This is a genomic window from Neobacillus endophyticus (assembly GCF_013248975.1).
Classification (GTDB): domain Bacteria; phylum Bacillota; class Bacilli; order Bacillales; family Cytobacillaceae; genus Neobacillus; species Neobacillus endophyticus.
This window is the reverse complement of record NZ_JABRWH010000001.1, coordinates 2,492,381-2,516,568: the sequence shown is the minus strand read 5'-3', so window position 1 is coordinate 2,516,568 and position 24,188 is coordinate 2,492,381. Positions and strand designations below refer to the sequence as shown.

General features: G+C 38.1%; 23 protein-coding genes and 1 riboswitch. Of the genes, 3 read left to right on the top strand and 20 right to left on the bottom strand.

Annotated elements, in window-relative coordinates:
- Window positions 1-261: 261 nt before the first annotated feature.
- The 9 genes from HPT25_RS12275 to HPT25_RS12235 form a co-directional block, all read right to left on the bottom strand.
- The gene (locus HPT25_RS12275; RefSeq protein WP_173064343.1) at window positions 262-717 is read right to left on the bottom strand and encodes a flavodoxin domain-containing protein; all 456 of its coding nucleotides are present in this window, start codon (window positions 715-717) and stop codon (window positions 262-264) included.
- On the bottom strand, window positions 717-1,757 hold the full coding sequence (locus HPT25_RS12270; protein ID WP_376767922.1) for a ribonucleotide-diphosphate reductase subunit beta: 1,041 nt from the start codon (window positions 1,755-1,757) through the stop codon (window positions 717-719). The genes HPT25_RS12275 and HPT25_RS12270 overlap by 1 nt, the downstream gene beginning before the upstream one ends.
- Before the next feature lie 21 nt (window positions 1,758-1,778).
- The gene (locus HPT25_RS12265) at window positions 1,779-4,067 is read right to left on the bottom strand and encodes a ribonucleoside-diphosphate reductase subunit alpha (RefSeq protein ID WP_173064337.1); all 2,289 of its coding nucleotides are present in this window, start codon (window positions 4,065-4,067) and stop codon (window positions 1,779-1,781) included.
- A 148-nt stretch (window positions 4,068-4,215) separates the two neighbouring features.
- Window positions 4,216-4,414, bottom strand: a riboswitch (cobalamin riboswitch).
- A gap of 107 nt (window positions 4,415-4,521) precedes the next feature.
- Window positions 4,522-4,848: a YnfA family protein gene (locus tag HPT25_RS12260; protein WP_173064334.1), complete on the bottom strand. Its 327-nt coding sequence runs from the start codon at window positions 4,846-4,848 to the stop codon at window positions 4,522-4,524.
- A gap of 74 nt (window positions 4,849-4,922) precedes the next feature.
- Entirely contained in the window at window positions 4,923-6,095 is a 1,173-nt protein-coding gene (locus tag HPT25_RS12255) for an LL-diaminopimelate aminotransferase (RefSeq protein ID WP_173064331.1), read from the bottom strand.
- A gap of 268 nt (window positions 6,096-6,363) precedes the next feature.
- The gene (locus HPT25_RS12250) at window positions 6,364-6,759 is read right to left on the bottom strand and encodes a VOC family protein (protein ID WP_173064328.1); all 396 of its coding nucleotides are present in this window, start codon (window positions 6,757-6,759) and stop codon (window positions 6,364-6,366) included.
- 650 nt (window positions 6,760-7,409) lie between these two features.
- Window positions 7,410-7,958, bottom strand: coding sequence for a GNAT family N-acetyltransferase (locus HPT25_RS12245; RefSeq protein ID WP_173064325.1), 549 nt, complete (start codon window positions 7,956-7,958; stop codon window positions 7,410-7,412).
- A gap of 188 nt (window positions 7,959-8,146) precedes the next feature.
- A complete protein-coding gene (locus tag HPT25_RS12240; protein ID WP_173064322.1) occupies window positions 8,147-8,428 on the bottom strand; it encodes a hypothetical protein in 282 nt (93 codons plus the stop codon).
- A 195-nt stretch (window positions 8,429-8,623) separates the two neighbouring features.
- On the bottom strand, window positions 8,624-8,830 hold the full coding sequence (locus tag HPT25_RS12235) for a beta-lactamase family protein (protein WP_246277178.1): 207 nt from the start codon (window positions 8,828-8,830) through the stop codon (window positions 8,624-8,626).
- Window positions 8,831-9,035: 205 nt separating this feature from the next.
- On the opposite strand from HPT25_RS12235, the gene HPT25_RS29040 reads away from it, so the two are divergent.
- Window positions 9,036-9,167 (top strand): hypothetical protein, encoded by a 132-nt coding sequence (locus HPT25_RS29040; RefSeq protein WP_281368187.1) that lies wholly within the window; start codon window positions 9,036-9,038, stop codon window positions 9,165-9,167.
- A gap of 2 nt (window positions 9,168-9,169) precedes the next feature.
- Here HPT25_RS29040 and HPT25_RS12230 read toward each other — a convergent pair whose 3' ends face one another.
- Both HPT25_RS12230 and HPT25_RS12225 read right to left on the bottom strand, forming a co-directional pair.
- Window positions 9,170-9,319, bottom strand: a complete 150-nt coding sequence (locus HPT25_RS12230; RefSeq protein WP_173064319.1) for a hypothetical protein — start codon at window positions 9,317-9,319, stop codon at window positions 9,170-9,172.
- A 378-nt stretch (window positions 9,320-9,697) separates the two neighbouring features.
- A complete protein-coding gene (locus tag HPT25_RS12225; protein WP_173064316.1) occupies window positions 9,698-10,672 on the bottom strand; it encodes a D-cysteine desulfhydrase family protein in 975 nt (324 codons plus the stop codon).
- A 206-nt stretch (window positions 10,673-10,878) separates the two neighbouring features.
- Here HPT25_RS12225 and HPT25_RS29255 point away from each other — a divergent pair, with 206 nt between their 5' ends.
- Together HPT25_RS29255 and HPT25_RS12215 are read left to right on the top strand one after the other, a co-directional pair.
- Window positions 10,879-11,748: a methyl-accepting chemotaxis protein gene (locus HPT25_RS29255; RefSeq protein WP_312857285.1), complete on the top strand. Its 870-nt coding sequence runs from the start codon at window positions 10,879-10,881 to the stop codon at window positions 11,746-11,748.
- A 264-nt stretch (window positions 11,749-12,012) separates the two neighbouring features.
- The gene (locus HPT25_RS12215) at window positions 12,013-12,171 is read left to right on the top strand and encodes a hypothetical protein (RefSeq protein ID WP_173064310.1); all 159 of its coding nucleotides are present in this window, start codon (window positions 12,013-12,015) and stop codon (window positions 12,169-12,171) included.
- 465 nt (window positions 12,172-12,636) lie between these two features.
- Here HPT25_RS12215 and HPT25_RS12210 read toward each other — a convergent pair whose 3' ends face one another.
- From HPT25_RS12210 to HPT25_RS12170, 9 genes are all read right to left on the bottom strand, one after another.
- Window positions 12,637-12,837: a cold-shock protein gene (locus HPT25_RS12210; protein WP_173064307.1), complete on the bottom strand. Its 201-nt coding sequence runs from the start codon at window positions 12,835-12,837 to the stop codon at window positions 12,637-12,639.
- A 264-nt stretch (window positions 12,838-13,101) separates the two neighbouring features.
- Window positions 13,102-13,566 (bottom strand): NUDIX domain-containing protein, encoded by a 465-nt coding sequence (locus HPT25_RS12205; RefSeq protein ID WP_173064304.1) that lies wholly within the window; start codon window positions 13,564-13,566, stop codon window positions 13,102-13,104.
- 386 nt (window positions 13,567-13,952) lie between these two features.
- Entirely contained in the window at window positions 13,953-15,671 is a 1,719-nt protein-coding gene (locus HPT25_RS12200) for an NAD-dependent malic enzyme (RefSeq protein ID WP_173064301.1), read from the bottom strand.
- A gap of 206 nt (window positions 15,672-15,877) precedes the next feature.
- Window positions 15,878-16,846, bottom strand: coding sequence for a 2-keto-3-deoxygluconate permease (locus HPT25_RS12195; protein ID WP_173064298.1), 969 nt, complete (start codon window positions 16,844-16,846; stop codon window positions 15,878-15,880).
- 393 nt (window positions 16,847-17,239) lie between these two features.
- Window positions 17,240-17,947: a response regulator gene (locus HPT25_RS12190; RefSeq protein ID WP_173064293.1), complete on the bottom strand. Its 708-nt coding sequence runs from the start codon at window positions 17,945-17,947 to the stop codon at window positions 17,240-17,242.
- A 1-nt stretch (window position 17,948) separates the two neighbouring features.
- Entirely contained in the window at window positions 17,949-19,544 is a 1,596-nt protein-coding gene (dcuS, locus tag HPT25_RS12185; RefSeq protein ID WP_173064290.1) for a DcuS/MalK family sensor histidine kinase, read from the bottom strand.
- Window positions 19,545-19,651: 107 nt separating this feature from the next.
- Window positions 19,652-20,404 carry a sulfite exporter TauE/SafE family protein gene (locus tag HPT25_RS12180; RefSeq protein WP_246277177.1) on the bottom strand — a complete coding sequence of 251 codons (753 nt, stop codon included), beginning with the start codon at window positions 20,402-20,404 and terminating at the stop codon, window positions 19,652-19,654.
- A 243-nt stretch (window positions 20,405-20,647) separates the two neighbouring features.
- Window positions 20,648-21,841, bottom strand: a complete 1,194-nt coding sequence (gene ystJ / locus HPT25_RS12175) for an NADP-dependent malic enzyme (protein WP_173064287.1) — start codon at window positions 21,839-21,841, stop codon at window positions 20,648-20,650.
- Between the two features lie 792 nt (window positions 21,842-22,633).
- Complete coding sequence (locus HPT25_RS12170) at window positions 22,634-23,596, bottom strand: tRNA dihydrouridine synthase (protein WP_173071094.1); 963 nt, start codon at window positions 23,594-23,596, stop codon at window positions 22,634-22,636.
- Window positions 23,597-24,188 lie beyond the last annotated feature (592 nt).

Sequence of the window (24,188 nt, the reverse complement as noted above, 5' to 3'; positions counted from 1 at the left end):
TTAGATTTGTAAAACATCTACAAATTTGAAACCTTCGTTTATGTGAATCAATTCACAAATTAAGTTGTAACAATTTATATTTTTTAACAATAAGTGGGTTCCACATATCCATTATAATAAATAAAATGCAATTTGGATCAAAAGGCGAAGAAAGTACACAGATAATTCAAAAACAATGAATGTAAGGGGCGATCCTGCCCTTCGTGGTTTTAACAAAAGCAAGATCGGTGCCGGGGAGTCTTCCGGCACCGATCACCAATTTTAAATCATTACCAAATCGCAATTTCTCAACCGTGTTAGGAAGAGCTCCACGAATTTACCACAGTTCTTTATGTCGCTTGATTGCGGGGCCAGCTCCACTTTTAACGTGACGGCCAGATTCGTTCGAACAAATAACATATCCCTGAATTCATCTACCGCTCCGCAAAAATTGGGGTAAAAGCGGTCCCCTGTCCCAAACACACCAGTAATAATACGTTTAACATCCTGATGCTCAAATGCTTCATACAATGGCAGCATTTCCACGGGAATATCCCCATCTCCCCATGTATATGTGCCAATAATAATCCCGTCATATGTTTGAAGGGATTGCAAAGGGAAATCCTCTATTTTATAGACATCTGGCTTTTTGTCATGTAAAAGAAAAAGCTGGCAAAGAATATTCACAAGCTCCTCCGTATTACCCGTTTTGGATGAATAAACAATCGCGATTTTCATTATAATTCATCAAACCCATTCGACTGGGTTACCTTTGTATAGGTACGTGACTTTTGCTCAAAAAAATCGGACTTGGTTTCATTAATCATTTCATCACTGAAAACATGAATCCATGGCATTGGATTATCCCGATCCGGATAAAGATTCTTCAATCCGAGCTGCCTGAATCTTTTATTAGCAAGATATTCTACATATCCTTCAAATTCATTCAAATCAATCCCATCGATATCTTTTAAAATAAAACGGGACCATTCCTTTTCAAGTTCTACTGCCTTATTGATCGTTTCGTAGATATAATCAATATTCTCTTTCGAATTCATGTCAGGATTTTCGGTTAGTAGGATCCTTATAAATTGAGAAATAAAATACGCATGCTGCATCTCATCCCGCTGGATATAACTAATCATCGTGCTAGTTTTCAACATTTTTCCGTTGCGTGCCAAATTATAAAAGAAGGCAAAACCAGCGTAAAAATAAATTCCCTCAAGATTAATAGAATTGACTGCCAACTTAAATAGATTAATTGGCGTTGGATGCTGACGAAATCCTTCATATGCATCCAAAATGAGCGAATTCCGCTTTTGGACAATCGGATCATTTTTTGCCTGATTAAAACGGGCATTTTGCTCATTAATAGGGACAAGTGAGCTTAAAATATACGAATAGGACTCATTATGAACGGCCTCCTGCTGTGAAATCACAGCAAAAATAGCTTTAAAGCTGGAGTCTGTCACATAATCCAACACTTGACTCATCGTTGGTGTTTGCAAGCTATCGAGTGATGCAAGCTGGGTATTAATCCGTAAAAACACATCTTGTTCAACAGGGCTAAGTGAATCCCACTGCTTGATATCATCTTGCATATTTATTTCCTGAGCCTTCCAAAAATTTGACAATAATGTTTGATAAAGATCATACATTTGCGGATAGGCAATATCATTCCAATTTAAAATTCCGGAACAAGATCCGTTCAAGATTCCTGTTGATTTATTCGGATGTCCCGGATTTAGAAGTTTCATTTTTGTTAACGTTTCATTCATCATAAGTCCTCCAGTTAAGCTTTAGCTATGACATGCTTCGCATTCTTCGATCTCAGCCTGAGAAGTGCTTCGTACATAATAAGTCGTTTTTAAGCCTTGTTTCCATGCTTCCAGATGAAGGTTCAATAAATCTTTTGCCCTAATGTCATGTTTCACATATAAATTGAAGCTGATCGCTTGATCAATATGGCGCTGTCTCGCTGCATTTTGTTTAATGCTCCACACTTGATCTAATTCGTGTCTGGCACGGCGGTAGTAATTGTACGTAATATGATTCAAATCAGGAGCGGTTACCTTAAATTTAAAGTTTTTCTTTTCTTCTGCGTATTCCGCTGAATAGATAGGATCAATGCCATCGGTAGAACCGCCGATTTTTGCCGTTGAGGAATTAGGCGCCACTGCCATAAGCCAACCATTGCGAAGCCCTTTTTGAGCTACCTCTGCTCTTAACTTTTTCCAGCGCTCTGTGTAATAGCCTTTTCGCTCAAAATATTTGCCTGTTTCCCATTCAGACCCTGTAAACTGGCTATATGCTCCTTTTTCGTTCGCTAATTCCATAGATGCTTGAATCGTATAGTAGGCAATGTCTTCATATAGTTCATCAGCATATTGAACTGCCTCCTCGGATTCCCAATGAATTCCCTTCACTGCTAAAAGATGGTGCCAACCATACGTGCCTAATCCAACGGCACGATATTTTTTATTCGTTTTCTCAGCCTGCCCCACCCGGATTGTATTTAAATCAATGACATTATCCAACATCCTCACTTGAATGCGAATTAAACGTTCAAGTACATTTTCTGAAACGGACTTTGCCAGATTAATAGAAGATAGATTACAGACAACAAAGTCACCCGGTTTTCGCACAATAATGAGATTGCCTTCTTCATCTGCATATTCGTTGATAATCGTTGTAGCAGACATATTTTGTGCAATTTCTGTGCATAGATTACTGCAATAAATGGATGTCCGTCCTGCACCTGCTAAATGTTTGTTTGGATTTTGCCGATTGACTTCATCGCGGTAAAACACATATGGTGTGCCTGTTTCTAATTGAGATACCATAATCCGTGCCATAATATCCATCGCCCGATACGTTTTTCGCGGTAAAAGCGGATGAGAAACCGCCTCGTTATATTTTTCTGTAAAATAGGAATGGTCCTTTTCATCATAAAAATCCTCAAGACCAAGGGAATTGCCATTTTCGTTCTTCCAACCCATGATTTGCTTTACTTCATGAGGACAAAAGGTATGCCACTCGCCGATGCTTCTGCCTGTCTCATCGACTTCTTGCAGTTTTTGCATAAATAAATCCGGAACAGTAACCCCTGTAAAAATATCATGTGCCTTTCGGCGCTCATCCCCATTATTTGTTTTCAAGTCAAGGAAACCATTCATGATATCCTTATGAAATACATCTAGGTATATAGCAATGGCTCCTTGCCGCTGTCCCAGCTGGTCAACACTGACTGCTGTATCATTGATTAACCGAATCCACGGCACCACCCCAGAGGAATTCCCCTTAAACTTTTTAATATCTGATCCAAGAGCACGAACCTTGCCAAAATAAATGCCAACACCGCCCCCATCTTTACTGAGTCTGGCAGTATCCCAATTATTTAAGTAGATCCCGTCCAATGAATCTTCTACCGTATCAATAAAACAGGAAGAGAGCTGACCGTAACTTTTCCCGGCATTAGCTAATGTCGGTGTTGCTACTGTCATATATAAGTTACTGAGTGCCCAGTAAGCTTCCTTCACAAGCTCCAGTCTGATTGTTTTTTCTTCGTTTTTCATTAAATGCATAGCAATAATCATAAACCGCTCCTGCGGCAGTTCATAAAGATTACGATTATGATCTCTTGCCAAATAACGATCAGCTAATAAAAATAATCCTATGTAATTAAAGAGATGGTCTCTTTCCGGGACAATTTCAGATGCTAACTTTCCAATTTCTTGTGGGGTATAGGCATTTATTAAGTCATGTGAATAGATCCCTTTATCTGTTAATCTTTCAATCAAACCATAGAAATCGCCATATTTTTGCACACGATTATATTCTCTATTTTTAGCAGCTTCAGCATATCGTTCATATAAATAGTGACGGGCAGCTAGGTATGTCCAATTTGGCTGGTCCATGGCAGTTTTATTTAATGCATATTGAATTATTTGTTCATTTACTTCCAGTTCCGTCCTATTGGTTTGATTCACGCGCTCTCTCAAATCCGTAACGTCTAATTGATATTCTTCAGATGCTTCCTCCATCACCTGCAAAACTAGTGAAAGATCCGTTTGTAAAGTATGTGACATCCTCATTTCCTCCCAATTATCTTTTTGGGCATAAAAAAAACCGCCCATCTTCTGAGCGGAGGAAACGATAACATGAAAAAGAGTCAGCAATAAGTACAACTGGTCTATTTGCAGCCACCGTTTCTTCCTCTCACTCCCCGAAGAAGTTGAAACATATGACAATAAGACAGGTCTCCTGACTCATGCTTCAGCCTACTTTAAATCCCTTCCCGCATAAGCACCTAACAAGTAGACAATCTTATACAGTGGTTCATTTAGTTCGTCAGCATTTACAGTTGCGGGGGCAGTTTCGGCTTCCAACCGAATTCCCTATTAAGCGAAATTGCATCTTATCACAAGGCTAATACTATATGTAGTTATAAAAACACATTGTAATTTCAATATATAGGATTTGTATTTTTAATAGTAAATGATTCTTGTCTTTTTTTCAAGAAAAAAATGAAAGGGTGCAGGTTTAATGTCTCGGGCTCCAAAGGATCACGAAAACGCCAATTAAGCAAATGGCCGCGCCAATCCAATCGTATGTATCAGGGGTCTTCTTATCTACACCCCATCCCCACAAGATCGAAAGAATAATAAATACCCCGCCATAAGCCGCATAGACTCTCCCGAATGAAGGAAACTTTTGCAGGGTGGGAATGATCCCGTATACCACTAAAATAATCCCGCCGATAATCCCATACCAGTAAGGTCCCCCGTCACGCAACCAGAGCCAAATCAAATATCCCCCACCAATTTCAGCAATCCCCGCAAGAATGAATAAAATGAGTGTATAAATCATGTTTCTCCTTTGACATGGCAAATTTAAAAGGAATAGGTTCAGGATTACCTTCTGCCTCAACATATATAAGCCTACTAGCGATCTTGCACAAGAAAATCCTTTATCCGATCTGCTGCCTCCGCTAGTTTTTCAGGGGACTGAACAATAGCCATCCTTACATAGCCCTCCCCCTGCTTTCCGAAAGCATCACCAGGTACAACTGCCACACCCGCTTTTTCAATCAATTCAAAAGCAAAGTGGCTTGAGGTCCAGCCGGAGGGGATTTTTGCCCAAACAAACATGGTGGCCGGTGACTTAGCCACCTTCCATCCGCCTTTTTCAAGTCCAGAAATTAAAATATCTCTTCGTTTCTCATATTCTTTTACTTGTTCCCGGAGCAAGCTATAATCTGAAGTGAGCGCGGAAACGGCTGCCATTTGAATTGGATAAAATATTCCATAGTCAATATTTGACTTAAAGGAAGCCAATATCTTTAAAGCCTCCTGATTACCAACCGCATACCCGATCCGGCATCCAGCCATATTAAACGTTTTTGACAATGAATTGAATTCAATCCCAACCTCTTTTGCTCCTGGAACTGATAGAAAACTAATTTGCGGGTTATCGTCAAAAATTAATTCCGAATAAGCGAAATCATGAACAACAAGAATATTATGTTTTTTTGCAAATACTACAACTTCCTCAAAAAATTCCCGGTTCGCCAAAGCAGTGACTGGATTTCCCGGATAACTAATAATCATCATCTTTGTTTTATGTAAAATTTCCAATGGAATTTCAGCTAGTTTTGGCAAAAAACCATTTTCTTCTAGTAAGGGCATTGGATAAACAACCCCGCCGGCAATCATCACGTTTTGTTCATAAATTGGATAACCCGGGTCTGGAACAAGAACATAATCACCGGGATCAATCATAGCAGTCGCCAAATGGGACAGACCATCTTGGGAACCCATCAGCTGCAATACCTCATGTTCAGGATCAAGTTCAATTCCATAGCGTTGTTTATAAAAATATCCTACTGCTTCGTTAAACTCATCGATCCCCTTTAATGTATAGCCATATTTCGTCGTGTCTTTGCTATAGTTTACTAGTGTATCGACAACATGAACCGGCGGTGGTAAATCCGGGCTGCCAACACTTAAATCGATGACATCCATTCCTTTTTGAATGGCCTCATGTTTTTTTTCAGCAAGCTTGGTAAAAATACTCGTTGCCATTCTTTGCGTTTTCTTTGAAGCAACAATCTCCATCTGTAATCACCTATGCTATAAAATTTGTTTTCTTAGATTTTACCATAATTTTCAGCCCCAATAAAAAAACATAGAAAAACAACCGGATTTGATCCTTGTTATTTTCCTATGCGATCCAATTATTCTTATTTGTTTTCTCCTCGTTCGAGAACAGCACGACCAAACCAGCTAAGGACTAAATAGTAAGACAAGGATTCTAGAAAAAGGCCGGTCCCTCGTGCGATTGAAACTTCGAAGAACCGGCTCCATATCCCCAAAAATCACAAAGCTATTTTGCGTTTACATCTGGTTGATGAATTCCAAAGATATTGCCTTCGGTATCCAAATAATATCCCTGCCAGGCCATTCCGGGAAGTGCGTATTTGGCCATTGCTACCTTGCCGCCATTTTGAATAATTTTAGCCTCCGTTTCATCATAATGCTCGACACCCATTGTACAAACATATGCATTTAAACCTTGATTCGCATCTGGCTGTGCACTTTGACGCTGCATCAAAGCGCCATTGATTCCAGGTTCATTTTCATTTCCAGTCACTGCCCCAAAGTAAGGCATCCCAGCATATTCACTCCAATCTTGAAATGACCATCCGAATACCTCACCATAAAACTTCTTGGCCTTTTCCATATCATTCACATGAATTTCAAAATGAACTAACCTTCCCATGATTTCCTTCTATCCTCCATTCAAAATTAAACCATCCAGTGTTTTTGTTTTATTGATCTTCACTATTATGAAGTTGAAATTAGGAAAATATTCAATTTTCAACTGCTATATACTACTTGAAAAATCGAATAATATATTTTTAAATTACTGATTTATTTTATTGAAATCAAATTACACCTGTAATAAAATTACTGTTGAATTTTATATCAACAACTCTTTAAGATGGTTGTTAAGTTTTACTTAAACCCCTGATGAAATCATCGCCAGAAAAAGGATCACCCCTCCAATGATCATGACAACCATCAACGATATATTAATCATGCCCCACAAAATGAATTTCTTTAAAATAACTAAATAGAGTGAAAAGCCAAATCCGATTAATAGGGGGAAACAGTGGTGGCAAGGATTGTGTATGAGCCAAAAATACCTGTTATTAGGCAACCGATGGCTAGAAGAGGAAAGAGAAATTGGAAAACCTTTAGAAATTTATTTGGCATATATAATTCGGCATCCTTTATTTTTTTCATATGAATCTACCCAAAATTACTTATTTTTCCACATAACATTTCTTACATTCAATCAAACGGTAAGAGTATTCATGGTTTTGATCCTCTACCCTAAAACAAAACTAAAGTTCCGAAATATCCATGTTACCTTTTATGAGGTGTAATCTTTCCAAAAAGCAAGGCATTATAATACTTGCCTTCTATAAAATAATGATCTTTTAATCTTCCTTCAAGCTCATATTCGTTTTTTTCAAGGATCCGGGCAGACCCTATGTTTTCATCCACGACAATAGCATGAAGTTTGTGAAGATTAAGTGATGTAAATGCAAAATGACTCATTAAAGCAACACTCTCTGTGCCAAAACCCTTCCCCCAATAGTCCTTATGAAAAACATACCCAACTTCAGCTCGATTTGCTTCATGATCAAAGTTGAAAATCATGACTGTTCCAATAACTTTATGAGTGGCTTTTAAAACAATAGAGGCATATAAATGAGTACCCGCGGTTTCACGTTTTAACATAGTTTCAATATGCTCACGAGTTTCGTCCAATGTATTCATTAATTTCCAGCCAATAAACTGTGAAACTTCTATGTCTGAAGCGTAATTATGTATCGCTTGAGCATCAGCTAAACTTAATTCTTTAAAGTAAAGTTTTTCACTTTCCAGTGAATGAAATAAATAACTATTCAATTTCCTCCGCCCCTTTTCATCATAAATATTTGTTATATGTCAGGTTGAACATGCTCCAACAAAAACAAAATCTGTTTATAACCAACTTACCAAAAAAAACCAGAATAAATCAATATTAATTATTTAATTAAGAAGGCTGGCACAAAAAGTCGTACATGACTTATTGAACCAGCCTCATAGCGTATTCTTTAAAACTCTCCTTCAAAAGGGGTGAATGGGATGTTTAATCTGTTTTCAACTGCACGAAGTCTCTGATTTACGCGAACAAGGCGGCGCTGAAGTTGGTCAATTTCTCTTTGCTGCTGATTGACTTGCCTTTCAAGCTGACTAAATCTGCCCATTACCTGCTGTATTTGCGGCATTTGCAGCAGTTGCGATAGTTGTCTGACAAGGTCATTTGAATCCTGCTGCACAACGTGACTATACTCAAATGGAATTTGTGGGATTTGATAATTTCCATACGGATACATCCAGGCATCTCTCCTTTAGGTTTAATATCCTATAAATTATGTGGGCATTTTCAGTCCGAAACGGCAAATACCCAGATGCATCCTTAAAAATCGGAGTCTGTCATGTTACTTTAGTTTTGCAAAACAATATCACCTATAAACATTTAAACTATACCTACAAATAACCTGTCATGAAATTATTGATATTTTGGTAGTTTATTCTTCTGCTGATTTCTGCAGGCTTTCCAATAATGAAAATCCTATCTTTTCATCGTCATTTATCCCTAACCTGTAATTAGCTAAAACAACAGCTGCGACCTTTTTTTCTTTATCAAAACCTAAAAAAGAACTAAAGCATCCTGTTCCACCGCCATGCAAACAAACATTATTATTTTTCTTTAAAAGAAACCAAGAAAGCCCCATATCATACTTCTTTGGCTTGCTGCATTAAAAACAGTTCTTTAATGATATCCATTTGAATCGACCTTCTTACTTTTTCAATTTATATTTATCATAAAAATATCAAATTATTATAGATATAAACCGGAACCAATATATTTTTCAATTATTTCAAGCAAAAATTCCCCTTTTCCAGAGCCCACATCAATCACAATATCCTGTTCTTCTAATGAAAGAAGATCAACAACCTTTTACATTTTGTCTTCTGAAATTTGGTTTTAAAACAAGTGATTTTGATGTGCTATTGTGGAAAATTTTTGATGGTCCAAATTCAATACCTTCAACTACTTCATTTGCTTAAAATTATATCAGATAAGATATTACGTACCAATTCAGTCCCTTTAGAAATAGTTTTTTTCCCTTTTTCATCATAGTCCAGTCATTAGTTGCTTTTCTTTCCAATTGCTCTTGCTGCCACTTTACCATTTGAAAAACTTCGTGCTTATGAAGCATATAGTCTCCCTCCTAGTGGGGTCATAATCAGAACATCTTCACTTTAAAATAAAACTGACTATACAGTTTTTTTATGTTTATTATATTTGTCCTTTTTCAAAATGTGAAGTGAATTTACAAGTAGTGAAAAAATTAAAAAAGGAATATTGGTTGATTTTTCTCATACTAAGGGTTTTACCAAATAAAAAATAGTCTGGACTTTCGGGACCGACAATTTTTAGGAACAATGCTACATCATCAACAAAATAAAGTCGTCTGTTGGGATACAGACGACTTTATTATTTATTCTTAAGCAGTTGGATGAATTATTCAGTTATAATTCAAATTCTCGTTATTTTATTTTTTATAATGCAGATCTGCTTTAATACTAAAGAAAATCTATAGCGTTTTTAGTGCATTTTCTCTCTGCTCCTGGGTCCATCCTTGAAGTCCGCCAGTATGGATAAAGAGAATGTTTTTTGCGTTTTTAAAAGTGCCTTTTTGTATTTCTGAAACCATGCCGTAGAATCCCTTACCTGTATAAACTGGATCTAGCAGAAATCCGTGCTCCCGGGCGATTTTCATAATGAAGGCCAATTCCTCTGCTCTGCTTTTCGCGTAACCGGAACCGATATACTGGTCATTAATTAAAATATCATGATACTCTTCAGGTACTTCTAAACCATCATTCAGGTACATTTCTTTCATGATATTAGTAATAGTTTCCACAAAGACTTCCGTATTATGGTCAACCGCGAATCCATAAATTTTTCGTTTGGCTCCCTGTTTTTGATTTGCATACCAAAGTCCTGCATAGGTTCCTCCTGAGCCAACTGCAATGACAACCGAATCAAAATGTAAACCCAGGTTGTTCTCCTGTCGGGTGATTTCTTCAATAGCTGATGCATAACCCAATGACCCTACCGCATTCGATGCTCCAACAGGAATAACATACGGTTTATGTCCTTGTGCTTTCAGGTTCTCGACAATTTCATCCATCTTCTCTTCCCTGGATTCGTCAGGTGCTAGCAAGTGAACCCGTGCACCTAGGGCTTGATCCAGAAACAGATTTCCTTCAAAATGATTCGGGATCTCCCCTCTGATAACCAGGTCACAGCCTAAGCCCAGCATTGCTGCTACAGCAGCTGTTGCCCGGCAATGATTGGATTGGATACCTCCAGCCGTAATAATCGTGTCACAACCTTGTTGGAGTGCATCTGCAACCGAAAACTCAAGTTTTCGTACCTTATTTCCGCTCACTTCTGTGCCAGTAAAATCATCACGTTTCAAATATATATTTACTCCCAGCTCTTCACTTAGACGATCCAATTTTTGAATCGGAGTTGGAAGATTTGCAATATGTAGACGTTCCATGATTATTTCTCCTTTATTATCCCTGTAATTTATTCCTTATATTACCATGATACTTCTTTATATGTGTACAATGAAATAAAAAGCGGAATGATTCAAGTATTTGATTTCACCGCTTTTTAAATGCTTTGCCCTTCAAAGATCAACTTAAAATGCACATACTTTTATTACTTTTTCATTGCTCTTGTTGCGACAAATATAGGCACATTGTGCTCGTGCAATTTGCCGACGATTTGCTCCTTCCCCTGCTATCAACTTACCGAATAACCAACACGGTTGTCGATTTTTTCCTCTATATTAAGTTAGATATTTCCACTAAAGAGTCTGCGCAATCTACAAAAGAAACAACCATTGCAATGTTTGAGATTGCAAAAGCAGTTGAAGAGCAGGCTAAAAATTCGGGCAGCGTTGTTCAACAAATGACAGAACTTGGTGAGCAAATAGATGCAATCAATAACCGTACGGAAAATGTCAAAGAAGATACGGATGTCATTATCGAACAGTTTAATCAGGATAAACAAGTCATTGAAAATCTAGTAAAGATTAATGAGCAAAGTTATGACGAAATGCAAAAGATAGCGGAAGTCACCCAATCCTTAGAAGCATCATCACACAATATCGGGAATATCACCCAAGTCATCAGTAGTATTGCCGAACAAACGAATTTATTAGCGTTAAACGCTTCTATCGAAGCGGCTCGAGCAGGGGAAGCAGGGCGCGGCTTTTCAGTCGTGGCAGACGAAATTCGGAAGTTAGCTGAACAATCGGCTCATTCAGTGATGGAAATTAATAATATTATTCAAGAAACACAAAACTACTTATCAAAGAATATCGAAAGCATCCAAACCATGCAAACGATCTCGAAAGATCAAACGGAATATGTATCTCAAACAAAAGACTCTTTTGATGAGATTATAACGAAAGTATCAAATATTGCTTCAGGTATATCTGATGTTGTATCGAAACTGGAAAACATGCAACGAGGAAAAAATGATGTCATCGGGTATGTCCAAAGTGTTTCAGCCGCAACAGAAGAGGTTTCCGCTTCGGTTGAAGAAGTGTCAGCAACATCTGAATAACAGTCTGCTACCATTCAGCAGTTATCAAGCATGGTTGGAACCATTAATAATTTAACAGAAGAACTTTCCAAAACGTCAAGTATTTTTAAAGTGTGATAAAAGCACTTACACGTTTGATAATTGGAATTTTAATTTTTTTTTAGCTTTCCTCTAAATTTTGAGGAGGGCTTTTTTTGTATTCAAAAATCGATTAAATTCTCGGGATATAGGGGTGTTCTTATGTAAATAATAAGCTAGTTAAATTATCTATGGAGGAGGACCCATATGCAGCAGAATCAACAAGCTAAAGTGAATTTGGATTCTATTACGAAACCGGAATTTGCCGGAACTAATGCACAAAAAGTTAAACAAGAAATTCAAAGTGATGTAAGTCGAGGACAAGGTGCCATGACTTCCCGTGAAGCAGGAGCAATGCGCGACTAAAAAACCCGTTTTTTACGTATTTTTAAACCAAAATTAGGAAATTAAAAGTATATATGTTATACTACAATTACCGTTTTTTACCACCTTACCTGCCCTGCTCATCTTTGAGCGGGGTATTTTAATTTTTAAATAACGGATCTGCTGTTATTCATTGTTGTTTTTTAGTGTAGGTAAGAGAATATATAGGCGGAGAATTTCCGCCTAATGTATTTAGAGGAAGTTTAAGAGCAGATATAAGCGGAGATATTACGATTAACTGCTCTAATTAAGACAAAATCCAAAGATTTGGATAATATAAACGGAAAAACTTCCTTTATTTTTAAGGAAATAGGGGTATTTCCCAATTTAGACGGAATTTTACCGTTTATTTTTCAAACACAGTGAAATCAACTTGCAGCTATAGCAGAGCCTAAATAATAAAAAGACAGACTTTGTTTAAAGTCTGTCTTTACTGGTGTTTTTAATTTAAGCTTTACGTACGTTTGCAGCTTGAGGTCCACGTTGACCTTGCTCAACGTCAAAAGTAACTTCTTGACCTTCTTCTAACGTTTTGAAGCCTTCGCTTTGAATCGCTGAGAAATGCACGAATACATCTTCTCCACCTTCACGCTCGATGAATCCAAACCCTTTTTCGCTGTTAAACCATTTTACTTTGCCTTTTTCCATTTTTGTTGCCTCCTAGTGCTTAAATTACATTGTATTACTATTCTTGCTCTAAGTGCTTATTAAGAAGGAAAGTTTATACTTACACCTATCCTTAACACCGAACAAAAATAATCCTACATATAATAGCATTTCATGAAAGGGATTGCAAATTCCTGTAGAAAAGAAAATTTGAGCCTATGTTTATAACCATGTATTTACCCCTCCTTGGAGACTTGCACAGAATAAACTAATACCAAACATTTTCTTGATCGGTGAAAAAATTTTTTAGTTTATATCTCCCAAATAAACAGGGGCCTTTTCATTCTTAGAATACTTTTTAATATATTGACTTAGCTCTTTCGGATATATTCTGTAGTCTTGAAAATCGTCAATATGTACCCATTCTATTCCGACTTGATGACTGTCAGGATTAGTAGGTGCTTGGTCATTATTTAAGTCATCTATTACATGGCAGACGAAGTAATATTCCACTTGGTGAACATGAAAATCGAATGCAGAATGTTCGTGATTTTTACCTATATACTCCCGAATATGGAGCAGCTCACCTATTTCTATATTTACTCCAATCTCTTCCATACACTCCCTTATTAAAGCGTTATGAATAGTTTCTCCGTGTTCTTGTCCCCCACCAGGAAAAAGATAAAAATACCCCTCGGCATCCTTATTCTTTGTTAGTAAAAGCTTATCGCCGCTAATTATAATAGCTTTTGCTGAATTTCTTATATTCATTTGAATTCCCCTATCGTTACCTTATAAGGTTTTTAAATGAAAGGGATCACGATTGAACATTGTCCCTTTTTCTTATCCCTTTATTATTCTCAACATTAAATTAACATTCCTTTGAAATTTATTTGGCACTGTTACTAATCAAATAAATATTAACACATTTGTCTAAAGAGTTTAATTTTAAAAAAAATTTTCAGGAAAATGTGTTAGCTAAATTTAAAAACCTTGCTCCTGAAATGAACGTTGTTAAACAGAAATTTTAAGATTAGAAGAACTGGTTAAAATGGAAATCAAATCATATATCCAGTTAAATAAAAAAATGCCTGTAACTTCCTGGAATACCGAGAATTCGGCTAATTACCAGGAGTACAGGCATTTTTTTAACCTATTTAATAATGATAGGAATTAATTCTTGTCCAATTCCCCACACTCTTTATTTCTTTATATTGAGGTTTCCACATAGCATCTTCAATTGCGGTCTCAATATCTTGAATATCCGCTCTCGCAATTCCTTCGTGTATAGCAGCATTGACTACTTCAATGGCTACATATTTTGAGACTTCATGGAGATTTTCAATGGATGGCAGCAGGGATGCTCCTGGTTTACTGGAGTCAGACATTCTTGCAACCGCATAAGCAGCAGCTGCGAACATTCCTTTTGAGATCACTTCCGCTTTTGCTACAATGGCTCCAAGACCTAGACCAGGGAATACAAATGCATTATTTGACTGACCAATTTCATAGGAAACACCGTTGTATTCTACATTGGCAAACGGGCTGCCGGTTGCAATGAGAGCCTTGCCACCTGTCCATTTAATCAGGTTTTCCGGCACTGCTTCTGTCAATGCAGTTGGATTGGACATAGGCAAGATGATGGGACGCTCAACGTGCTTGGCCATTTCTTTCACAATTTCCTCCGTGAAGGCGCCGGCTTGTCCGGAAGTACCAATCAGGATGGTTGGCTTCACCCTCTGAACGACTTCCATTAATGAAATGATCCCGTCCTCATTCTTATCCCAGTCCTTTACTTCATTCGCCGTTCTTACATAAGGCTTCTGGAAATTTAGAACATCTGGTGTTTCATCCGTTAGCAACCCTCGATAGTCGATCGCCCAGAAACGCTTATAGGCTTCTTCTCTGGTCAGCCCTTCTAAAATCATGGCATCAACCATTTGGTCTGCGTTTCCGATACCTGCAGCCCCTGGTCCAAAGACAACAATGCGCTGGTCCTTCAGAGATTCTTCAGTTACTTTCAAAGCAGACATAATAGCAGCAAGGGTCACTGCCCCTGTTCCCTGGATGTCATCATTGAAGGTAAGGATATTGTCAGCATATTTGTCCAAGATTTTACGCGCATTCACGTTGCCAAGGTCCTCCCAGTGAATCAGAACTTCTGGAAAGAACTTTCTTGCAGTTTCAACGAATAAATCAATGAATTGATCATAACGCTCACCGCGGACACGGGCGAATTTGTTGCCTATATAGATAGGATCGGCAATCAAAGCCTGATTATTCGTACCAACATCCAACACGACTGGCAGAACACGGCTTGGATCAATACCCGCTGCTGCTGTGTATACAGCAAGTTTACCAATCGCAATATTAATACCGCCTACCCCTTGGTCCCCAATACCCAGGATACTTTCAGAGTCGGTAACGACGATTAAATCAATGCCATTTTTGGGCTGTCCAAGATTATAGAATGCCTTTTCAATGCCCTCAGGATCATCAATTGAAAGATATAAGCCACCCGGGCGGCGGTAGCTATGGGAGTATGACTGGATCGCTTCACCAACAGTAGGAGTATAGATGATTGGGAGCATTTCTGCTAAGTGTTCTATTAAAAGCCGGTAAAACAAAACGACATTACGGTTATATAAATCATAAAGCAGACCGTTTTTGAACAGATTCGTAGTTCGCATCGAATATTGCTCATAGGCCCTACTTGCTTGTTCATCAAGGGTGAGCACCTGGGGCGGTAACAGGCCATCGAGTCCAAGGTCTTCCCTTTCCTCTTTAGTAAAGGCCGTTCCTTTATTCAGAAAAGGATTTGAGAGAACTTCTTTTCCTTTTAATGTTGTAATAATAACATTCTCAGGTACATTCATGGTGTTTCCTTCTTTCTATAAAATTGCTATTCGGAAAATACCATAACATAGATTGCTTACCTTTCCACGTTAATAACATTTTCCTTATCACACTAGTTTTTTTAATTTAATGGCTTTTTTGCAACGAAACAAAGCAGACAGTAAAACCGCTGGCTGCTTTGATCGATCTTTCACTTTTTTTTGTTTATAAATTTACTTAACTTATATCATGCTGCGCTTTGAATTAATTCTTTAGCTTTTTTCTTTTCGGACATTTTATGCACATAGCTAACAATAATCGGACAGATTATTGCAGATATGACACATGCTGCTGCAACTTGTGCAGTAGCTGCTTGTGCTACTGAAGATAAGGAGTGATCTGCTGCTGCAACAACAGCTGGTGTAGCTACAGCATTTCCTGCAGTTGACCCTGTTGCTAAACCAACGATAGGATTTTCTTTAAATAATTTCAAAAGTACGTATGCTCCAATTCCAGTAAATGCAGCTATTAAACCTAATATTATGCCAGGACCTCCCGCTTTCAAAATAATTGAGAGATTCATTCCTGCACCTAATGGGAATGAGAAGAATGGGATTAATAATAATTTACTGCTTCCAAGGAACTTTCTCATATCAGGATCAATATTTCCTAAAATCATTCCGATTACGATTGGAATTAACACGGCTACAAGTGAATGAAAAGGAATGGAGGCAAGGCCGGATGCACCTAATGCAACTAATGTAAAAAATGGACCATCTTTTAAAGAAAATAACGCATATGCCCCAACATCCGTTTCGTCACCATACGATGAAGCAAGAGATGCATATAATCCGCCGTTAGCATTTAATAACGCGGCAAGGATTGCTAATGGTGATAATCCTAGTATTCCGGCAGGTCCAAAAAGCATTGCTACACCTATACCTATACCAGCACCTACTATAAATTTTCCTGTTAATAATATTGCACCTTTTTTTAATGCCTTTGGAGCTAATTTAAAATTAATTTGTGAACCAATTAAAAACATAAAACATGCCAAAATGGTTGATGATGCATCTTTACTAAATAATGCCGTTGTAAAACCGCCAATTTTTAAAAATTGCGGGAAAAATGTATTAGTTAATACCCCTAAGAAAAGTGGTACCACCATCAAACCACCTGGAATTTTATCAAGCATTTTCTTAATTGGAATTTGCATTTTTACCCCTCCTAAAATAGTTTCTGTCATCTTGCAAAACAATTATTCTAGCTGCTTTTATGATTTCTTCTACTACATTTGCAGCCACTCTTTTGTCTATTGAACTCGGTATAACGTAATTCTCGTTATTCCTCATTACTAATGCTATTTGCTATGACGTACGCTGCCGTTATTTTCATTTCCTCATTATTTTCTTTGCATAACTGGTAGACGGATATTCGTAAACGCTTTCTTCATTCTCATAAATCTTTTTACACGGTTCTGCAACCATATTTTAATCCCCCTTTGCCTTGTTACATGTCTATCATATTCCCTTGTAAACCGTTTTCATAGATTATGAAAGTTAACTAATTTTTTTTGTAAATAAAAAAAGTAAGCAGCGTACATAACTGCTTACAGAAAGTTTTTTATTAAGTGCTCTTTAAATTTGTTATATTCATGCTGGTATACAGGCCTTCCAACCGCTCCGTAGATCACCTTTACTTCAAGGATTCCTAATTCCTTTAGGAAATTAAGATACTTTCTTGCCGAAACACTTGAGATCCCTAAAACATTCGCTACTTCATCAGTGGAAAAAGGCCCGTCCTTCAATTCATGAATTGCATCCCATACCTGCTTTAAGGTATCCTTCGTCAACCCCTTTGGCAGTTCTTCTGCAATAACAGCTTCGTCTCGGTGCAAAAGTAAGTGATCGAGCTCCTGCTGGCTAACCGAATCCTGTTTATTAATGAAACGAGTTTGCTCAAGGTAGGTGGTAAGTGCAGCGTTAAACCGTTCAAACTCGAAAGGCTTAATTAAATAGTCGACAACACCATACCTTAATGCCCTCTTAATTCGTTCAAGATCTGAGGCTGCTGAAATGATGATGACATCAATTTCAAGGTCATTTTTCCGAAGGTACGCTAATAGCTCTAGGCCCTGCTTTCCCGGCATGAAAATATCAAGAAGAATGAGCTGGATATCATTTTCTCCCAAAACTCGGATGGCTTCAGCTACTGAATTGACTGTTGCAGCCAACCGGAACCCATAAATTTTAGCAAGATATTGTTTATTAATTTCTGCTACCATCGGGTCATCTTCGACAATCATTACATTAATCATTCTATTCATCCTCTGCTTTATAAGGTATATAAACGACAAAATTTGTTCCCTTTCCAGGCTTGGACGAAATAATCAAATCCCCTTCCAGTCTTTCTATTGCCTGTGCCAAAAGATATAATCCGAACCCGCGGTTATCCCCTTTCGTGGAGAATCCTTTATCCAATATTTTGTTTTGCAGTGATTTCGTCATTCCCATCCCTGTGTCTTTAACCTCGATTGTTAAAATATCCTCTGCATAATCAAGTTTCAGGTCGACTTTTTTGTTTGGACTGTCCGCTATTGCCTCTATTGCATTATCGAAGAGATTCCCAATTATTGTTATCAGCTCATGTGTAATTTCCGAGTTTGCAGGCTTGGGAAGTTTACTTTCACAATCAAATGATAGTGAAGCACCTGATTCTCTTGCAAAGCTTAGTTTGCCAATTAAAAATCCAGCAAGAACGGGGTCTTGAATTTTCTTCGTTACAAAGCCCATTTCTGTTTCTCGCATGTGTACCGTTTCACTCACGTAGTTAGCCAGTGTATCATATTGTTCAGTTCGAACAAGGCCAAGGATGACATGAAGTTTGTTCATAAATTCATGTGCCTGGGCACGGAGAGCGTCCGCATAGTTACGTACACCTGTGAGCTGTTCAGCCAACAATTGGACTTCCGTTTTATCACGGAATGTTGCGATTGCTCCCACCGGCTCTTTTCCCACAACTACCGGAACCCTGTTTACTAAAATAGTCACCCCATTTAGGTTTTGTTCCTGATCCAATTCGGTTTCACCCGATTTTATAATGCGAGTTAACCGTGTCGCTGGCAAATAAGCTTCAATGTTCATCCCCATAGGGTTACCTTCAAGGCCGGCTCTCTTAAAAAGCTTTCTCGCTGCCCTGTTTACAAGTGTGATTTTCCCTTCTTGGTCAATGGCTATTATTCCCTCACGCACAGACTGAAGCATGGAACTACGTTCTTCAAGCAGCTTAGCAATCGCGAATGGCTCGAGTCCTAAAAGGATTTTTTTGATGCATCTTGCCAGGACCACTGCACCTACTACACCTATTAGGATGCCAATTAACGTCCCAATAACAATCCCCATACGTCCTTTATGTACCGCCTTTGTAACGTTTTCTAAAGAAATTCCTACAGCAACCGCACCGACTTGTTGTCCATGTGAATTTTTTATTGGAGTAAATGCTCGCATGGATCGACCGAGAGTTCCCTTTGAAATGGAAACATACTCCTTTCCTTTAAGAACAGGCCCTTCATCTCCTCCAGTGAAATGCTTCCCCACTTTACTGGGATCTGGGTGTGAAAGCCGAATTCCTTTCATATCCATAACGACAACGAAGTTAACATTGGTTTTTTCTTTTATTTGATTACTTAATATTTGTACTTCTTTCTTGTTAACTTTCCCTTCAAAAGCCCCTATCACTTGTGGGTTAACGGCAGTCATTTTTGCAATATTTAGGGCCTTTTCTTTCTGTGTTTCTTCCACACTGGAGGTAATTCTTTTGCTTATTATTAAATCAGTTATTCCAAGTGATAAAGCGACGACAATGCATACAAATATAATAATAATGGCTTGTAAACTAAGTTTGCCCTTCTTCATAATCTCCTCCAGGTTTTATTATATTTATATTATGTATAACACTTATGCATGAAATGACAAAAGACCGCTAAACTCTTAAAAGAGCTATAAGCAGCCTTTATTATAAATCATCGAATTAGCAAAATGGCACCCGCCATAATTGGGGTGAGAACCATTGCACTTTTTAAAATTGGCAGTGGAACATTGTTGGTGAATTTGGCCCCAATATAAGAACCAATCATCGTTCCAGCGAGTACCTGGACCAGAAGCAAGACGTTGAAATAGCCCTCAAAATAGTAGCCTGACCCGCCAGCGAAAGCGATGGGGAGAATAACCAACATCGTTGTGCCGACTGATTCTTGTACAGAAAGACCCAACACAACCATCAACCCCAGCTGGATAAATGGAGCCGACCCAATACCAAACGTACCAGATAAAATACCAGTCACGATACCGACAGACGCTGCTCTCATTAGAAAGCTGCCAGTTGATCTCGTTTTCCTTTTATTTGTCTCTTTTAGCCTATTTACTATAAAAAGGCGGATCATCAGCATTACAGCGGATAGAAACAGCATTCCCGCTGTGAGAAAGTGGAGTGAATGGACCGGAATCCATATGGCTATCTTAGAACCAACAAAGGACATAATTGCCCCAAATGCACCTACAGTTATTCCTGTTTTCACATCCATATTTCCCTGCCGGTAATGGCTGTAAGCTCCGGACATAGTCGTAAACACCATTGCTGCCAGAGATGTACCTAATGCTGTCTGGATTGGCACCCCAAAAACAACCGTTAACAAAGCGATGATAAAACCGGATCCTCCGGCCCCAATAAACCCTAGTAAGATACCCATTAGGAACATAGTAAGTGTGATAATCAAAGATGTCGCCTCCAAACACACTTTCACTTCAGTACTGAAATTTATCCCAAGTCTATTATATTACTTGAAATCAACAGAACTCTTTTTGAAATTAAAAAAAGTAAGTTTTTAGGTGTAGATAGTAAAACGGGGGTAGGAATCAGTTTTCTTAACCGGAAATGAACCATAACCTGTATTCCTTCCCCTCCTCTACTTATCACTCGATTTTCCCCTGAATGGGATTGATCAATCCATTGTTTTTTGTTACAAGCTTACAAAGGATTTCCTAGCTACTCCAGTTTCTACAGCGGCAGTTGCAACAGCTTTTGCTACCGCAGATGCTACTCGTTCATCAAAAGGGTTTGGTATCACATAGTCTTCTGATAGTTCTCCTTCTGAAATAAGCGAAGAAATGGCGTATACTGCAGCCTTTTTCATTTCTTCATTTATGTCTGTTGCTTGAACATCAAGAGCTCCTCGAAAAATCCCTGGAAAAGCAAGCACATTATTCACCTGATTTGGAAAATCAGAACGTCCTGTTCCAATTACTTTTGCCCCAGCAGCCTTTGCCTCATCTGGCATTATTTCTGGAATAGGGTTTGCCATTGCAAAAATAATGGCATCCCTTCTCATCGTTAAAATCATTTCCTTTGTGATTGCACCTGCAACAGATACACCAACAAAAACATCTGCCCCAACAATTACTTCCTCTAACCTTCCCTCTGCATTGTTACGGTTGGTCTGCTTGGCGATATTTTCCTTAATTGGATTCATTCCGTATTTACGATTTTCAAAAATGGCACCTTTTGTATCACAGAGAATGACATCATACACACCAAAGCGATTTAGCAATTGAGCAATTGCTACACCCGCAGCACCCGCACCATTTATGACGACTTTAATTTCGTCCATTTTCTTATCTACTAGTTTAAGAGCATTTACTAATCCGGCAACAGTTACAATAGCGGTACCATGTTGGTCATCATGAAAAATAGGGATATTTGTTTCTTTTTTCAGGCGTTCTTCAATTTCAAAACATCTTGGAGCTGAAATATCTTCTAAATTTACCCCGCCAAACGTTGGTTCAAGACGCTTTACTGTCTCAATTATTTCTTCAACATCCTGTGTATTTAAACAAATAGGGAATGCATCAACGTTAGCAAAACTCTTAAATAAAGCTGCTTTACCTTCCATTACTGGCATCGCTGCTTCCGGTCCAATATTCCCAATCCCTAATACAGCTGAACCATCTGAAACGACGGCAATGGTGTTACCTTTCATCGTGTATTCATAAACTCTATTTCGATCTTCATAGATTTCCTTACAAGGCTCCGCGACACCAGGTGAATATGCTAGGCTCAGATCATTTGCATTTTTAATCTCTACCTTTGCTTTCACTTCTAATTTCCCTTGTCGATCCCGGTGCATTTGTAACGCTTTGTCACGCAAAGTTTCCATGATTACCTCTCCCTTTTCAAGAACTATTACTTTTGACCCGAAAAATTGTTCCAAACTTATTTAAAGCCTTCTATGATTATGTGCTCCATTTCACACAATTATCCTAGAAGAAAATTACTTATCCACTTTGAAAACGTTTTACCTTGAAGGTCAATAAATATAACCCAATCTTATATATTAACAGACTACTTTAATAGAATTTTTAATTAATTAAAGCCTTTTTGTAATTAAAAAAACAAAAGATTTTTCAAATATGGAAGGTTCCCCATTGAATTAAGTTAAATCAAAGGCTATGTTAAAGAACATGGTTGATACATCCACACTGTTGATTGGGGCTGACGGCACAAAGACTCCTCGAAAATGCTAACGCATTTCCTTCGTGAGTGGGCGGATTCAAGGACGTTTTTCAATGTCCTGCGGGAGTACGGTGGTACCCCACAGGCGCTTAAGCGCCAAGGAGGCTCCCCCGGCACGCCCTCGAACCGCCCGTGCCGATCAACAGATCCACATCAAAAAAAACCGCATGAAGCATCAATGCGGTCTAATTTGTGAACCTATTTCTTAAAGTCCTTATAAACATCATGAAATAACACGAATCAAGGAATTTGAAACCCTAACACCAAGTTATTTCATCGTCTAATAATAAACTTTTTTCAGAAAACATACTGTATTAAAACAAAAGCTGCCGGCTGCAAAGGAACTTGAAACTGAATAATATACGTACACATGAGTTAATGGAAGCCATTTTTTCTCTAACCTTTTGAGTTATATCGTTTCAATCTCTCCGCCCCATCAACATTCTTTTCCAAAGTTATCAAGTAATGCACGCACTTCATCTGTTGATTTTGTGTTCATTAATTGGTTTCTTAATTCACCAGCTCCGCGGAATCCTTTGACATAAATTTTGAAAAAGCGATGAAGCCCTGTGATTGAACGTGGCAGTACTTCCGCATATTGATCTTGAAGATCAAGCTGAAGTCTTAAAAGATCAAGGTATTCTTTACTACTATGCTCTTTTGGCTCTTTTTCAAAAGCAAAAGGATTTTTAAAAATTCCTCGCCCGATCATAACGCCATCAATACCATATTGTTCAGCAAGCTGCAGCCCAGTTTGACGGTCAGGAATGTCTCCATTGATTGTTAGTAGCGTATTTGGTGCGATACGGTCACGTAATTTTTTGATTTCCGGAATTAGCTCCCAATGCGCATCTACTTCGCTCATTTCCTTTCTTGTACGCAAATGAATAGAAAGGTTGGCAATATCCTGTTTTAAAATATGCGTTAGCCACTCTTCCCACTCATTTACGTCATTATAGCCAAGTCGGGTTTTCACGCTGACTGGCAGTCCCCCCGCTTTTGCTGCTTGAATAAGTTCTGCCGCAACGTCAGGACGCAGAATAAGGCCACTCCCCTTCCCTCTCGATGCTACATTCGGTACAGGGCAGCCCATATTAATATCGATGCCTTTAAATCCTAGCTCTGCCATGCCAATACTCATTTGATGGAAATATTCAGGATTATCCCCCCAAATATGTGCCACCATTGGCTGTTCATCATCTGTAAAAATCAATCGGCCACGCACACTTTTCATGCCCTCTGGATGACAATAGCTATCTGAATTTGTAAACTCTGTGAAAAATACATCCGGTCGACCGGCTTCACTTACTACGTGCCGAAAAACAACATCTGTCACATCTTCCATTGGTGCAAGTACAAAAAATGGCCGAGGTAAATCACGCCAAAAATTATCTATCATTTCAAACTCAAATCCTCTCACTATGGATACACCTTCAAAAAATATGAAGCCCCATGTTCCACTTCTTTTACACGTAAATCATGCATAATCACTTATTATCAAACACAGGTACATTTGGACATTTATAATTTGTGCAAAACTATGGTGAAAATCGGCAATGTCTATTTTAACGAAAATCGCTCCTGAATGGTATTTTTATTAAAAAGCAGATGGTATAGATTTATTCTATATCAACTTCTTTTCTATAATTCAATATTTAATATACCAAATGGTTTAAAAAAATCACCTGTTAATGGAGTAACAAGTTGTTCACCATTAATTTTCTAAGGAGTAGCACTTCCTTTTAGACCATATGTTGCATCTTACTAGCCACAATGATGAGTTTACACTTGTTTTTAAAAAATTCAGTTTAGAACTCAACCAATTCTTTCATTTTTTCTATATTTATTCCCACTTGGGAATAACTCATATCTTCCTTCTAGGTATGGTTGTATAATAGAATCTTACCCTATTGATATAAGCCCAAGTAAATATTATTTTATTAAGATAGGGCAACTTCAATTTTCATCACAAAAAATAACTTCAAGATAGA

What these genes read in the sequence shown, in the direction of transcription:
- HPT25_RS12240 (WP_173064322.1), bottom strand. Translation starts at nt 8,428, where the DNA reads ATGTATCCGTATGGAAATTATCAAATCCCACAAATTCCATTTGAGTAT.
- HPT25_RS12270 (WP_376767922.1), bottom strand. Translation starts at nt 1,757, where the DNA reads ATGAATGAAACGTTAACAAAAATGAAACTTCTAAATCCGGGACATCCG.
- HPT25_RS12250 (WP_173064328.1), bottom strand. Translation starts at nt 6,759, where the DNA reads ATGGGAAGGTTAGTTCATTTTGAAATTCATGTGAATGATATGGAAAAG.
- HPT25_RS12200 (WP_173064301.1), bottom strand. Translation starts at nt 15,671, where the DNA reads ATGAATGTACCTGAGAATGTTATTATTACAACATTAAAAGGAAAAGAA.
- HPT25_RS12215 (WP_173064310.1), top strand. Translation starts at nt 12,013, where the DNA reads ATGCAGCAGAATCAACAAGCTAAAGTGAATTTGGATTCTATTACGAAA.
- HPT25_RS12195 (WP_173064298.1), bottom strand. Translation starts at nt 16,846, where the DNA reads ATGCAAATTCCAATTAAGAAAATGCTTGATAAAATTCCAGGTGGTTTG.
- HPT25_RS12260 (WP_173064334.1), bottom strand. Translation starts at nt 4,848, where the DNA reads ATGATTTATACACTCATTTTATTCATTCTTGCGGGGATTGCTGAAATT.
- HPT25_RS12190 (WP_173064293.1), bottom strand. Translation starts at nt 17,947, where the DNA reads ATGATTAATGTAATGATTGTCGAAGATGACCCGATGGTAGCAGAAATT.
- HPT25_RS29040 (WP_281368187.1), top strand. Translation starts at nt 9,036, where the DNA reads ATGAAAGAAGATCAACAACCTTTTACATTTTGTCTTCTGAAATTTGGT.
- ystJ (WP_173064287.1), bottom strand. Translation starts at nt 21,841, where the DNA reads ATGGAAACTTTGCGTGACAAAGCGTTACAAATGCACCGGGATCGACAA.
- HPT25_RS12255 (WP_173064331.1), bottom strand. Translation starts at nt 6,095, where the DNA reads ATGGAGATTGTTGCTTCAAAGAAAACGCAAAGAATGGCAACGAGTATT.
- HPT25_RS12235 (WP_246277178.1), bottom strand. Translation starts at nt 8,830, where the DNA reads ATGGGGCTTTCTTGGTTTCTTTTAAAGAAAAATAATAATGTTTGTTTG.
- HPT25_RS12210 (WP_173064307.1), bottom strand. Translation starts at nt 12,837, where the DNA reads ATGGAAAAAGGCAAAGTAAAATGGTTTAACAGCGAAAAAGGGTTTGGA.
- HPT25_RS12265 (WP_173064337.1), bottom strand. Translation starts at nt 4,067, where the DNA reads ATGTCACATACTTTACAAACGGATCTTTCACTAGTTTTGCAGGTGATG.
- HPT25_RS12230 (WP_173064319.1), bottom strand. Translation starts at nt 9,319, where the DNA reads ATGCTTCATAAGCACGAAGTTTTTCAAATGGTAAAGTGGCAGCAAGAG.
- HPT25_RS12205 (WP_173064304.1), bottom strand. Translation starts at nt 13,566, where the DNA reads ATGAATATAAGAAATTCAGCAAAAGCTATTATAATTAGCGGCGATAAG.
- dcuS (WP_173064290.1), bottom strand. Translation starts at nt 19,544, where the DNA reads ATGAAGAAGGGCAAACTTAGTTTACAAGCCATTATTATTATATTTGTA.
- HPT25_RS12275 (WP_173064343.1), bottom strand. Translation starts at nt 717, where the DNA reads ATGAAAATCGCGATTGTTTATTCATCCAAAACGGGTAATACGGAGGAG.
- HPT25_RS12170 (WP_173071094.1), bottom strand. Translation starts at nt 23,596, where the DNA reads ATGATAGATAATTTTTGGCGTGATTTACCTCGGCCATTTTTTGTACTT.
- HPT25_RS12225 (WP_173064316.1), bottom strand. Translation starts at nt 10,672, where the DNA reads ATGGAACGTCTACATATTGCAAATCTTCCAACTCCGATTCAAAAATTG.